Source organism: Brevibacillus sp. BD137, from assembly GCF_041644655.1.
Classification (GTDB): Bacteria; Bacillota; Bacilli; order Brevibacillales; family Brevibacillaceae; genus Brevibacillus; species Brevibacillus brevis_D.
The window spans coordinates 314,138-329,531 of record NZ_JAOTNO010000002.1 but is presented as its reverse complement, the minus strand read 5'-3'; the positions used below and the strand labels follow the sequence as shown (position 1 = coordinate 329,531).

Below are 15,394 nucleotides of genomic sequence, written 5' to 3'. Positions count from 1 at the left end.
TATCACTATTTTGCTTATTTTCCCACCCGCCACCATGATAATGAGGTGACGGATGGGCATTATTTTTTTATTGCAGGGCTTGCTCCGGTAATTTTAGTTGGCCGCTTCTGATAAAGTAATCAAGAACTTTACCGAAAACTTCCTCGTCAATTTCCGGGCAATCAATGTCGTTTTGACGCAGTAAACGTGTCGTTTTATTGCCGATATAGACTACACTTCCTCTGCTTGTGTGGCCGTCTGTGAACAGATTGCCGAGCGGAGCGGCTGAGTTGGCCTCATTGCCTTTTTCTTTCGTATCCTCTTGCACCGCCTCAATCCACTCATCCATGGTGACTCGTTCCAATACAAATCCTCTGTCTTCAATCGCTGAAATCAGGTCTTCGTAATCGGTTGAGTTCGGGTTGAGCAAGTGGAAGTTTTCGCTCAAGCTCTGCTCAGTCATGGAGAGATGAACGATTCCCTTACTTGCAAAATCAACTGGCATCATGTCCAGATCGCCGCTCATGTCAGGAGCTTTGCCCAAATCTATTATCCCGGCTGCAATTCTCCACATCAGATCGTCCTTCTGGCATGCTCCTGTTTCGCTGTCCCCAGTCATCCGTCCGCAACGGTATATCGCCGCTGGAATGCCGCGTTCGCGAGCGAGATTGACGAGATGCTCGGCTACCCACTTGCTCTGTGTATAACCGGAAGTGAGGACGCGACTGTTCTCTGGCATGTCCTCTTCGCGGAAGGCCATGGATTCTTCTGTTTCTTCGGATGCAAACGTGAAAATTGTTGAGACGAAATGCACAGGCTTGGTCTTTTTGGCTACAGCGAGGCGAAGGATTTCCTCCGTCCCAAGTACGTTTGCTTTCTTTAAGGCTGCGTACGGATAGACAAAGTTAACAAGAGCACCATTGTGATAGAGCACATCCACTTTTTCAGCCAGCTCGGAGAACTGATCTTCGGACAGATTCAGTCGTGGCTTTGCCAAATCACCGATGACAGGGATGATCCGATGCGCCTGCTCCTCATTCCATAACTCGTATAGCTCTAATGTTTGGCGTAGTCGTGTCATTCCTTCCTCTTCGTCAGAAGCTCGAACGAGGCAGTAAATGTCAGCGTCTGTCATCTGTAGCAGGTCACGCAACAAGAAAGCACCAAGGAAACCAGTGGCTCCTGTCAATAATGCCGCTTGGAACTGACTTGGATCACCCACGAACGGATGTTCAGCCTGAATCGCAGGATCGAGTACGACTTCATCCTTGAGATCCTTTGCGTCGATGTCATGGGAAACAGCAGAAAGACCGTGTTTGAGAATTTCCTCGATGGTCTTGGCCATACCCGCAATGGTCGGGGTCTCGAACAGGATTCGCAGCGGTACCTCAAGCTGTAGCTCTTCGCGAACCTTGAAGATAAGCTGGGTAGCGAGTAATGAGTGACCGCCAATCTCGAAGAAGTTGTCGTATACTCCGATTTTATCCATTTCGAGTACGGAAGCCCAGTGCGTATGCAACATAATCTCGACTGGCGTTTGCGGCGCTTGGTATTCAACACCTGATTCCGAGCGGTCGTATTCCGGCTTCGGTAGCGCTTTGCGATCCAGTTTACCGTTTGGCGTCTTCGGTAAGCTCTCCATGATCATAAAGTGTTGCGGGATCATATAAGCTGGAAGCTTGTCAGTCAGGAAGTGGTTCAGGTCATGAGACGTACTTGTGTGATTCTCTTCGAACACGATGTACGCTACTAGACGTTTGTCCCCTTCTCTGTCTTCACGAGCGACTAGCACGACTTCCTTGACTTCAGGGTGGTGTCTCAGAACAGATTCGATTTCGCCCAACTCGATACGATAGCCGCGGATTTTGACCTGGTAATCAACACGTCCCATAAACTGAAGATTTCCATCTGGCAAGTAGCGTACGAGATCTCCCGTCCGGTACATTCTCTCCCCTGGCCCACGGAATGGATTCTGCACAAAGCGCTCCATGGTCAGATCGGGGCGGTGGAGATAGCCACGTGCTAAGCCCGATCCACTGAGGTACAATTCTCCCGGCACCCCTACCGGAACTGGTTTGCGATGACTATCTAATACGAAAACTTGCGTATTGAACTGCGGTCGGCCGATCAGTGGTTCGCTGACGGCTCCTTTTTTCACGATGGAGTGTGTCGAGTAAACGGTATCCTCTGTTGGTCCGTAGAGGTTAAAGACTTTTTCTACGTTTTCAAAGGCATACAATTCCTGTGCCAGCTTGTTAGAAAGTGGCTCACCGCATAGGTTCATGACGCGCACCGACGCTGGAATCCCATTCATACGCACCAGTTCCATCGCTGCTGATGGTACGGTATTGATCAGTGTTACCTGGTCGGCTGCTGGCAAGGATGGCAATTGTAATGCATTTTCCGCCATGATAACTTTGCCACCCATGGTCAGTGTTGCGAACATTTCGTAGACAGACAAGTCGAAGCAGATTGATGTGGAGAACAGTACACCACTCATCTCCTCTGGTGTGAACGTGTCGTGTGCCCACGATAGGAAGTAGCTGACACTGCGATGCTCGAGCGCTACTCCTTTTGGATTGCCTGTAGAACCGGACGTGTAGATGACATAGATCAAATTGTCGGAATTCCCAAGCTTGGTCGGGTTCTCCTCGCTTTCGTCGGCAACTGCTTCCCAATCATTGTCCAGGCAGATTACTTTGGCGTTGTGCTCAGGCAGAGTTGGCAACAGTTTTTCTTGTGTTAATAAGACCGGAACTTGTGAGTGTTCGATGATGTAGGCAATGCGATCCGCCGGGTAGCTTGGGTCGATAGGCACATAGGCCCCGCCAGCTTTCATAATGGCCAAGAGTCCAATCATCATCTCGGTTGTCCGCTGTGCGCAGACACCAACGAGTACTTCCGGTCCTACTCCTTGCTTGCGTAAATAATGAGCCAGCTTGTTCGCTTGTCTGTTCAATTCTCCGTAGGTAGTCGTTTGATCTCCTACGATGAGAGCGATGTTGTCCGGGGCTTTCGCCACCATGTCCTCAATCATTTCATAAACGCATTTTTCTTTCGGGTATGGCGCTTCCGTACGATTCCATTCGGTAATGAGTCGCTGTTCCTCTTCCTCACGCATGAGCGGTAGCAAGGTGATTGATTGATCCGGGTTGGCAGTGATTTCTTCCAGTAGCTTGTGGAAATGATCAACCATTCGAACGACCGTACTGTGATCAAACAACGCCTTGTTGTACTCCAAGGTAGCGATGAGACCGGCTGATGTCTCCACCATGGTCACCGTCAAATCGAACTTCGAGGTGACGGCCTCCGCACCCACATCAAAGCTGCTTATCTGAATATCATCAACAGGATCTACCTGCATCGGGATGTTTTGCAGAATAAACATCACCTGGAAGAGTGGCGAGTAGCTCATGCTACGCTCCAGCTGCAGCTCATCTAACAATTTTTCAAACGGTACGTCTTGGTTTGCATATGCCCCTAGAGCTGTTTCACGAACGCGTGCAAGCAATTCGCGGAAGCTTGGTTGACCCGACATATCCGTGCGTAAAACAAGCGTATTGATGAAATAACCAATCAATTGCTCCGTTTCCTGTTTGTTACGTCCCGCAATCGGTGTGCCGACGAGAATATCTTCTTGATTTGTATAGCGGTACAACAGCGTTTGGAAGGCTGCAACCAATGTCATGAAGAGTGTCGTCGTTTCTTTTCCACTCAGATTACGCAATTCTTCCAAGAGGTCGGCTCCAAACTGAACGGAGAGCTTTTCTCCTTCGTATGTCTGTACAGGTGGACGCGGTCGATCTGTTGGCAGTTGCAGTAATGGCTCGCTGCCCTTGAGTTTTTCTCTCCAATACTCGAGCTGTCCATCAAGCACCTCTCCACTTAGCCATTCACGCTGCCAGACGGCAAAATCTGCATATTGGATCGGCAATTCCGTAAATGGTGATGCCTCTCCTTGACTAAATGCTTTGTAATTGGTCATTAATTCGCTCAGCAAGATTCCCATCGACCAACCGTCTGCTGCAATGTGGTGCATCACGAACAGGAACACAAAGTCTTTTTCGTCGAGCTGAACCAGATTGGCACGGAGCAACGGACCTTTGGTTAGGTCAAATGGCTCGAGTGTGACCTCTTCAGCAAGGCGTTTGACTTCTGCTTCTCGTTTCGCTGGATCCAAAGCACGCAGATCGGTTTGGTTCATGACCCAATCGTCCTCGGGGTGAATCACTTGAATAGGACGTCCATCACGAACCTCAAAGCGAGTACGCAAGCTCTCGTGACGCTGTATGAGGGCTTTCAAGCTTTCTTCCCAAGCGATTATGCTGAGGTCTCCCTGAATCCGTAGGAAGGATGGAATATTGTTGACTGAGCTTCCTTGGGTGAACTGCTCCAGGAACCACAAACGCTGCTGGGTAAATGACAATGGGAGCGGTTCTTTGCGAGAAACTTTCACAATTGGTGGAGCCATCTTGATGGATGTTTGCTTGGTGAGCATAACCAGCTGTTCACTAAGCCCTTCGACGGTTGGGTATTCAAACAACGTACGGATTTGCAGCTCTACCCCAAAGATTTCCCGCAGGCGAGAAACGGTCTGCGTTGCCAGCAGGGAGTGTCCGCCTAACTCGAAAAAGTTGTCGTGTACGCCCACTTTCTCTATGGAAAGGATTTCAGCAAAGACGTTAGCGACCATTTCTTCTACTGGGGTACGTGGCGCGACATATACGGCTGTTAGCTGGCCCCAGTCTGGCGTAAGTAATGCTTTGCGGTCAATTTTTCCGTTGACCGTAAGGCGAATTTCCGGAAGCCACATGAAATGCGACGGGATCATGTACTCGGGAAGCTTCTCTTTGAGCCATAGCTTGATTTCGTCTATGGACGTCTCCTGCTCCAAAGCATTGGTCAGATAGGCTACCAATCGTTTGTCACCAGGTCGAGCTTCTCGCGCAACAACGACTGCTTCTTTGATACCTGCATGTTGTCTCAATGCCTCTGCAATTTCGCCTAACTCGATACGGAACCCACGGATTTTCACCTGATCATCGACACGACCGATGTAGTCCACGTTGCCATCTGGCAGGTAACGAACAAGGTCGCCTGTTCGATAGAGGCGTTCTCCCGGTTGACCGAATGGATTCGGAATAAAACGCTCTGCTGTAAGCTCTGGGCGATTCCAATATCCACGCGAAAGACTCTCGCCCCCAATGTACAGCTCTCCCGGAACACCGATAGGGACTGGCTGTAGATTTCGATCTAACACGTACAGCTTGGTGTTCGGGAATGGACGACCAATCGTTGGGGCATGGTCAGCATCCGTTAATCGAGCAATGACCGTACCAACTGTTGCTTCAGTCGGTCCGTAGCAGTTATAAAATTTCCGTCCTTTTGCATAGTGGGTAACCAGTTCACGGCTGCATGCGTCTCCACCGACCTCAAGGCAGACCAGATCCGGGTACTCTTCAACAGGTAGTGACGCGAGTACCGAAGATGCCATTGATACCTTGGTGATGCGACGTTCACGAAGGGTGCGAACGAGGTCTGGGCCTGGTACTAGCGACTCACGATCTTCGATGACTAACGTTCCCCCAGAGAGCAGGGCCTGTAAAATCTCGGAAATGGAAACGTCGAAACCAAATGACGTAAATTGCAGGACACGACTGGACTCGTTTATTTCAAAGTAATTCATGTAAGCCTGCACCATATTCATCACACTGCGATGCTCAACAGCTACCCCTTTTGGCAACCCGGTGGTACCGGATGTGTAGATAACATAAGCGAGATTGGTTGCTACGACATGGCTTTGTGCGTTTTCTACGGACATCTGCTCGTAGAACAGTTCTTCTTTATCCAAGCAGATCACTTTCGCGTTCGTTTTTGTGAATGGCTCGGCAAGTCTCGCTTGTGTCAGCACGACAGCTGCTTGTGAATCTTCCAGCATGAAGGCCATTCTTTCTTCGGGATGAGCTGGATCAACGGGTACATAGGCGGCACCCGCTTTTAACACACCAAGAATGCCAATGATCATTTCCATGGAGCGCTCCACGCAGATCGCAACCGTCGTATCAGGCTGCACGCCTTGTGCGAGAAGCAGATGCGCCAACTGGTTGGCTCTTTGGTTTAGCTCCGCATAAGTCATGGCTTGTTGTTTATACTCAAGGGCCACATTTTCAGGAGTTTTCGCGACTTGTTGTTCAAATGCCTGATGAATGCAAAGTTCGCGTGGATACTCCTTCTCCGTCCGATTCCAATCGATGAGTACCTGCTCGCGCTCGATATCGTCTATCAATGTCACGTCACCCAGATGCATCTCTGGAGACTGGCTCATCGTGACCATGAGCTGGGTGATTTGGTTCAAGACCCGGTCGATCATCGTGTCATCAAAACGGTTTTGTTCATACTTGAGCTTGATGGCCACTTGCTTGCCTGGTGCTGCGACCAAGGTAAGTGGATAATTCGTTTGTTCGACTGCGGCTACGTCGTGTATTTCCAAAGAAACACTTGGCGAAGCTGAACCGGACTCTTCTGTTTCTTGCCCTGTTGCTTGTACAGCCGGATAGTTCTCGAATACGAGTATCGATTCAAACAGCGCAGATCCACGCGGCAGTTCGCTCCATCCTTGGATGTCGAACAGCGGAGTGTATTCATATTGGCGTATCTCTAACTGTCTAATCTGCAAGTCTCTCAGCCACTCTAGCACGGTCGCGTTCGGTTGCAAGGATATCCGGACAGGTAAGGTATTGATGAAGGAGCCTACAATCGTCTCAACATGGGAGAGGTCTGCCGGGCGACCTGAACCTGTCGCACCAAAAATGACTTCCTCTTCCCCGCTGTAGCTTCCCAAAATCCAGCCCCACGCCGCTTGTACCACGGTATTGAGTGTTAACTGGTGCTCGCGTACGAATTTTTGCAAGTGCTCGCTTGTCTCTTCTGACAGGAGGACGCTCTTCTCTTCGTATTGCTTCGGCCCCGCGGTGACTACTGCTTTACTCATTCCCAAGCTGGTTGGCTCGTGGAAGCCTTTCAATTGGTCTACCCAGAATCGCTTGGCTTCCTGCATATCCTGACGTTTCAACCAAGCAATGTACTGGGAAAACGGTTGAGGATGTCCAAGCTTAACTTCTTGGCCTTCGCTGATCGCGGCATAATAGGCAAACAATTCATTCAGTACCAAAGGAACACTCCAGCCATCAAGGAGAACGTGATGGAAGCTCCAAACGAATCGATACCTTTCTTCTCCTGTTCGGAAGACAACCCATCGTGACAGAGGTACATGTGTAATATCGAAGCTTCTTCTACGGTCTTCCTCCAGAAAAGCGGTAAACATCTCATCCTGTACATCCGAATGCAGATGGCGCCAATCTTCCTGACGAAGAGATACCTTAACCTCTTTGCGGACAATTTGGTGTGCTTGATTCAACCCTTCCCAGACGAAGTGAGTTCTTAGAATGGAATGGCGGTCCATCACTTTTTGCCATGCCTGCTCGAACACCGGAACATTCAGGTTTTTGAAATCAATCGCAAATTGGACGACGTAATCCCCGCTGTCGCTTGCATACAGGGAGTGGAACAGCATCCCCTGTTGGAGCGGAGAAAGTGTATAGATATCCTCGATATGTCGGTCTGAACCGATATGTTTGTCGATGCTCTTCTGATCCAATTCAGCCAGAGGAAAATCGGATGGGGAGTAACCGCCAGCTTCCTCTGTCGTACAATGGGTAATAATCTCACGAAGCGCATCCATGAAGTCCTTCGCGACTGCTGTAATCGTGCTGTCTAGATGAATGTTCTCACTGTATCTCCAAGTCACATGTAGTTGTTCCCCTGCAACGACAGCATTTACGTCGATCAGGTGGTGTCGCCCAGCGTTTTGGCTCAGGTTGGAACCGCTGGACTCAGGTGCCCCGCCAAATAAGGAATCGCCATCGACAATCTGATCGATTTTGCCCATGTAGTTGAACAGCACTTGTGATTGGATGCGGGATAATTCATCGACAGTATTCTGATCCGCATGAAGGTAACGAAGAACGCCATAACCAAGCCCTTTGTTTGGAATCGCACGCAGTTCTTCTTTGGTCGTCAAAAGTGCTTTTCCGACAGAGAACGTTTCGTCCCATTGAAGATGCACCGGATACATGCTGGTGAACCAGCCGATGGTACGGGACAGATCGATTCTCTCTGACAATTCTTCACGGCCATGCCCTTCTACGTTGACGAAGACAGATCGATTACCCGTCCATCGAGTAAGTGACTTCGCCAAAGCGGTTAGCAGGACGTCATTGATCTGGGTGCGGTATGCCTGCGGGACGTTTTGCAGTAGTGCTTTGGTTTCTTCGTTGGTCAATGTAGCGCTGACGGACTTTGTCGTTGCTTCTGTATTTTCACCAGCCTCTGTCACGTCCACAGGTAGTTGTGCTGAATCGACAGAGGATTTGGTCATCCAGTATCTTTTTTCGTTTTCCAAAGCATCTGAATTCGCGTAGCGCTCCAGTTCTTCCGCCCATTCTTTGTAGGATGTCGTTTTCGCTGGTAGTTTCACCTCTTGCCCTGCGGCAATTTGTTGATAGGCGCTTTGCAAGTCCTCAAGAATGATGCGCCACGATACTCCGTCGATGACTAAGTGATGGGCGACGATCAACAGACGATTTGGTTGGTCTTGACCCAAATCGAAATAAACGGACTGAACCACATGCCCTTCAAACAAATTCAGACTTGCCTGCGTCTCATCTGCAATCTTTTCGATGGCCTTGAATTGCTCATCAGGTGTAAGGTGGGACAGATTTTCGATCCGGAATGGAATCGTATCACATGGCGCATCCATCTCTTGCTTCCAGCCGAGCTCTGTCTGTGTATAGCGCATGCGTAAAGCATCGTGTTGATCGAGTAAGTGTCCTACCGCCTGTTTCAGTGCCCCCTGATCAATGCCTGCCTGAATGGAGAGCAGCACGGATTGATTCCAGTGATGTCTGTTCTTCAACGGAAGCTGGAAGAACCACTTCTGAATCGGCAAGAGCGGCAATTCGCCGATAATCGGACCTTGTTCAGCAAGGATCGCTTCTTTTTCCTCTACGACCTCTGCTAATTCAGCGATGGTTTGGTACTCGAATAATTGCTTCGGAGTGAGCCTTAAACCTGATTGATTGGCACGTGACACAATCTGGATACTGAGAATCGAATCACCGCCAAGCTCGAAGAAATTATCGTGTATGCCAATTTGGTCAATACCGAGAACTTCTTTCCATATCGCGGCAAGGTGTTGCTCCTTCTCCGTAGTTGGTGAGACAAACTTTCCTTCCAACTCGGGACGATTGAAATCAGGTGCAGGCAAATTTTTACGATCTACCTTTCCGTTTGGTGTGAGCGGCAGATATGCTAACGGGATGAAAAACGCTGGAATCATGTAATCAGGCAGTACTTCCTTTAACGCTTTGCGGATGTCGCTTGTGGCAATCTCCGTGCCCTCTTCCAAAACCAGGTAGGAGGCAAGACGCTTCGTTCCTTGATGATCCGTGCAGACAGTGACCACTGCTTCTTTTACCGCAGGGTGAGCGAGAATGGCCGTTTCTACTTCGCCTAGCTCGACGCGGAATCCGCGAATACTTGTCTGCTCATCTGCACGACCAATGAACTCAATGTTGCTGTCCTCTAGGTAGCGCACCAAATCCCCTGTACGGTAGAGTCGTGCCCCTTCTATCTCACTAAAAGGATGAGTGACAAAGCGTTCTTGTGTCAGTTCGGGACGGTTCAGGTAGCCGCGCGCCAAGGAACTCCCACCAATGTATAGCTCACCAGTGACTCCTACGGGTACAGGCTGCATACGCACATCGAGAATATAGACCTGCACGTTGTCAATCGGACGACCGATGGATGGTGCAAAGCTTTGTCCTGCCCCTATTGGAACGATACCTGCTGTTGCAACGACTGCGTTTTCGGTTGGACCGTATTGGTTCACCAGGGTAAACGGCAGATTCGCACTTGGATAGTGATGGAGCTTGTCTCCTCCAGTCAGCATGTAACGAAGCTTGGTACGGCTTGGCCAATTCAGAGCCAGCAAGCTCTCTGTTAAAGGCGTCGGCAAAAAGCTGATGGTGATCTCAGAATGGATGAGCCAATCACGTAGTTTTTCTGGTATGAGGCGGATATCCTCTTCTGGCAAATAAAGTGTGGCTCCTTTTGTTAAATAAGGCCAAATTTCCCATACAGATGCGTCAAATGCCGTACCAGAGATCTGCGAGGCTCGATCTGCCGAAGTGACATGATATACACGTTGATGCCAAGAAATTAAATTGAGAAGCGCGGCGTGCTCAATCTCAACCCCTTTTGGCGTACCCGTCGAACCAGATGTATAGATGACGTAAGCAAGCTGGTTCGTCGTAGTCAAGTTTATTGGAGTCGTCGTACTTTCTTCGGCGATCGACTCCCAGTCTGCGTCCAGGCAAATCAATTGACTCGTACCCGCTGGGAGCTTTTCTGCCAGTCTGGCTTGGGTAAGTACAATCGACATACCTGCATCCTGAACCATGAAGGCGAGACGATCCTTGGGATACGCTGGGTCCATTGGTACGTAGGCACCACCAGCTTTCATGATAGCCAGTTGACCAATCAGCATCTCGATAGAACGCTCAACGCAGATCCCTACCAAATTTTCCTGACCGATTCCCTGTTTTTGCAGAAAATGTGCCAGTTGATTCGCTTTGGCATTCAATTCCGCATAGGTAATGGATTGGTCGTGTGTGAGAACAGCCGGTTGGTTGGGCATTTCATGAGCGATCTGTTCCACCAGTTCATGTACGCAACGATCCTTGGAGTAAGCAATTACAGTGTTGTTCCATTCCGTTACGACCTGCTGCTGCTCCGTTTCTCCCATCAACTGTAGAGTGGTGATCGCTTGATTCGCGTTGGCGGCAACGGCTTTGAGCAGCTGGGTAAAATGTTCGATCATTCGTTCTACTGTGTGCTGATTAAAGAGAGCGGTGTTGTACTCGAATGTTGCGGACAAACCCTCTGTCGTCTCTGCCATCGTCAAGGTGAGATCAAACTTGGTTGTCTCTACCTGTTGCTCCCCTTTTGGTGGCAAAATGCGAATTCCGTCAAGTGCTTCTACCTGAACCGGAATATTTTGCAGAACAAACATCACTTGGAACAATGGTGAGTAACTGAGACTGCGCTCTAATTGCAGCTCGTCTACGAGCTTTTCAAAGGGTAGATCTTGATGGGAATAGGCTCCCAGGGCTGTTTCCCGCACACGGCTAAGTACCTCTCTGAAGCTAGGGTCTCCTGACAAATCTGTTCGCATCGCCAATGTGTTGATGAAAAATCCAATTAACCCTTCTGTCTCCTGGTGACTGCGTCCTGCTACAGGAGTACCGACGAGGATATCGTCCTGTCCTGTATATCGATACAAAAATACTTGGAAAGCGGCGAGCAACGTCATAAACAACGTCGTACCTTCGCGTTTGCTCAAAGAAAGCAGATTCGTCATCAATTCTTTGTCATACATCAGTGTGATACTGCTTCCTTCATAGGACTGAACAGCAGGACGGGGACGATCTGTTGGCAAGGCGAGAAGCGGTTCTGCTCCACCCAGCTTTGCACGCCAGTAGGACAGTTGCTTTTCCAATACATCTCCTGTAAGCCATTCACGCTGCCATGCCGCATAATCTGCATATTGTATAGGCAGGTCGGTAAGTTGCGGAACTTCTGATTTGCTAAATGCCTGATAGCAGGTAAATAATTCGCTCAGTAAAACACCCGCTGACCAACCATCGGCGATGATATGGTGTACGTTTAGCAGGAAGATGAAATCCTGCTCTCCTGTTTGAATAATCGTCGCACGCATGAGCGGGCCTGTGACGAGGTCAAACGGCTTGTTCGCGTCTTCTTTGGTCAAGCGTTGTCCTTCTTCGTCTCGTCTATCATCTGGCAGCTCTCGTATATCCATTCTGCTCAGTTTCCAATCCATCTCTGGATGAATCACCGCAACGGCTTCCCCGTTGATGTCGGAGAACGTTGTACGCAAGCTCTCGTGACGGAAGATAATCATCTGAAAACTTTGCTCGAGCGCTTCTATGTTTAGCTCTCCATGCAAGCGAACGGCAGTTGGGATGTTATAGAGCGAACTGTTTGGCATCAAGCGGTCAAAGAACCATAAGCGCTGCTGTGCAAACGAAAGCGGCAAATGTTGATCACGTGAAACGGGTACAAGCGGAATGCTTGCGAGTCCAGATTTGTCCTCGTTCATGGATACAATCAATTCGCTGAGTCGGTTGACTGTCGAATATTCAAATAAAGCACGGAGCGGTAAATCTACGCTGAACGCTTCTTTTAAGCGGGAGATGGTTTGCGTTGCTAAAAGAGAATGGCCTCCAAGCTCAAAGAAATCGTCGTAGCTGCCGATTCGCTCTACCGAGAGAACCTGCGACCAGATGTTGGCTACCAACTCTTCTGTAGGAGTACGGGGGGCAACGTAATTACGCTGCGTGGAAAGTTGTCCCCAATCTGGTGCTGGTAGTGCTCTTCGGTCTACTTTTCCATTAACCGTGAGCGGAATCGTCTCTAGCCATACAAAGCCTGCTGGTATCATGTATTCAGGCAAGGATTCTTTCAGGAAAAGAACGAGTTCCTCCGCAGTTGGCATGTCGCCCGTTGCTACCAGATAAGCGGCCAAGCGTTTGCCTCCCGCTTTTTCTTCACGGACGATGACCACAGCTTCATGGACGGCAGGATGCTGTCTGAGCGAATTTTCGATTTCACCCAATTCAATGCGGAAACCGCGAATTTTGACTTGATCATCCATACGTCCAAGGAATTCGAGGTTGCCGTCTTCCAGATAGCGAACCAGGTCGCCCGTCCGATAGAGTAGTTCCCCTTCTTTTCCGAACGGATGAGTGATAAAACGCTCCTCTGTCTGTTCTGGACGATTCCAGTAGCCGCGAGCCAAGCCTTTTCCTCCAATATACAGTTCACCTGGTACGCCGATAGGCACGGGCTGTCTATTTGCATCCAAAACGTACATCGTCGCGTTGGCAATGGGCCGACCGATAGGCGGATTGCTCATTCCAGTCTGGCAGCGCATCATTGTGGAGCAGACGGTTGCTTCCGTTGGACCGTAGCAGTTGAAGAACTGGCGATTCGCTGCATAGCGTGCCACGAGTTCACGGCTCGGAGCTTCTCCGCCTACAATCAAGGTTCGTAGATCAGGCAGGTCAGCTTCAGGCAGTGCTGCCAGTACCGAGGAAACCATGGATACGGTGGTAATGCGATGTTCTTGCAATACTTGGATCAGTTCAGGGCCTGGTAAAAGAGACTCTCGATCTTCGATAACTAGCGTCGCACCAGCGAGTAAGGCCATCACAATCTCGGACACCGATACGTCGAAGCTAAACGAGGTAAATTGCAGCACACGACTCGTTGGCTGAATTTCAAATGAATGGATCAAGGCGTGAGCCATGTTTATCACACTGTGGTGCTCTACCATTACCCCTTTTGGCTGTCCTGTTGAACCTGACGTATAGATGACGTAGGCAAGATTATGTTCTGTGACCTTGCAAGCAACGTTGGCGATAGGTTCATTTGTTAAAGGATTGCTGTCTATACAAATGACAGTCGCCTGTGTCGCTGGCAAGATGTCCATGAGAGACTGCTGGGTCAGCAGCACATTTGTTTGCGAATCCTCGATCATATAGGCGATGCGTTCTTGCGGGTAAGCCGGGTCAATCGGTACGTAGGCAGCTCCCGCTTTTAAGACGCCGAGTATACCGATGATCATCTCAGGGGAACGATGCACGCATATGCCGACGAGTGTATCCGGTTTTACCCCTTTACTCACGAGCTGATGGGCCAGCTGGTTTGCTCGCTCATTTAGTTCCTTGTAGGTGAGGTCTACATTTTTATAGGTAACGGCAATCGCATCTGGTGATTTCTCCACTTGTTGTTCAAACGCCTGATGGACGCACAGTCCGCTCGGATATTCCTCCGCCGTCTGGTTCCACTGAACAAGAACCTGTTCACGTTCGTTTTCGCTGATCATCGAAAGGTCAGCAATCCGTTGCTTGGCGTTTTTGGCGATAGAGATCAGAAGTGAATGAAGCTGATCCAGAACTCGCTCAATTGACGATTGCTCAAACTGACTTTCATCAAATTTGACTTTGATGTCGATGGTTTTGCCTGACGCCGCAACCAAGGTAAATGGATAATTGGTTTGCTCCTCGGAATGTACATCCACGATCGAAAGCTCACTCTCTCCACCGCCGCCGCTAGCATTACCGACAGGAGTGTTTTCAAAGACGAGAATGCTCTCAAACAGAGATTGTCCACGCGGCAAGTCGCTCCAGCCTTGGATTTCCACGAGTGGGGTATATTCGTACTGGCGGAAGTCAGCTTGCTGTTGTTGCAGCGATTTGAGCCAATTGATTACGCTCTCCTCCGCTTTTACCTGCACGCGGACAGGGAGTGTATTAATAAACAGACCAATCATCGTCTCGACCCCGGGCAAATCGGCAGGACGTCCGGATACAGTGGCACCGAAAATAATGTCGTCCTGCCCACTGTAGCGATTCAACAGGAGTGCCCATGCGCCTTGCACAATCGTGTTGACCGTCAGGCGATGTTGACGAGCCAATGTCTGTAATGATTTGGAGATTTCCTCGGAAACAGTCAGATCTAGCTCCCGATAATTTTTCTGATCAAGGTACGGATTTTTATACGCTCGACCGAATGAAAGTGGTGTAGTTTCCGTAAAGCCTTGTAGATACGTGCGCCAAAACGCCTCCGCTTGCTTCAAGTCCTGCTTTTTCAGCCAGACGATGTAGTCACGGTAAGATTTAACCGGAGGAAGCTGCACAGGCTGCCCTTTGCATAGCATGTTATACGCCGCAAACACTTCCCCGAAGACTAGCGGCATACTCCATCCGTCTATCAGCACGTGGTGCAATGTCCACGAAAAATGAAAGGTATTCCTACTTAAATGGAATAGATTTAATCTCATCAACGGCGCTTCTTCGATATTGAAACCACGTTTGCGATCATCTTTGGTAAAGGTATGAAGAAACGATTCTTGTTCGGAGGAGGAAAGATGAATAATGTCATGTTCCACCAGGGAAACCTTCAGCTCTTTTAAGACAACCTGGACGTATTCTTTTACTTTACCGCCAATAAACCTGGTGCGAAAAATAGCGTGTCTGTCCACGAGGCATTGCCATGCCTGTTCGAATAACGGAATGTTCAAGGGACCTTGCAGCTTCAAGCCCATCTGTACGATATAGGCTCCGGACTCTGGCTCCAACAAGCTGTGGAAAATGAGACCTTGCTGCAAAGGAGTAACGGGATAATACGTTTCAATGTTATTCATCTTCTCCTGCCCACTCCCATAAAAAATTTGCCATAGAGGCGCCGTGGTTGACGCCCCTATGCAGTTTTG

General features: G+C 49.4%; 1 protein-coding gene. It reads right to left on the bottom strand.

From position 1 onward, the window contains the following. Positions 1-67 precede the first annotated feature (67 nt). Positions 68-15,325, bottom strand: a complete 15,258-nt coding sequence (gene lgrD / locus ODZ53_RS04830; protein ID WP_372676146.1) for a linear gramicidin non-ribosomal peptide synthetase LgrD — start codon at positions 15,323-15,325, stop codon at positions 68-70. Between the last annotated feature and the right edge of the window lie 69 nt (positions 15,326-15,394).

Bases quoted from the DNA above. Each gene is read 5' to 3' on its own strand.
- lgrD (WP_372676146.1), bottom strand. From the start codon at position 15,325: ATGAATAACATTGAAACGTATTATCCCGTTACTCCTTTGCAGCAAGGT.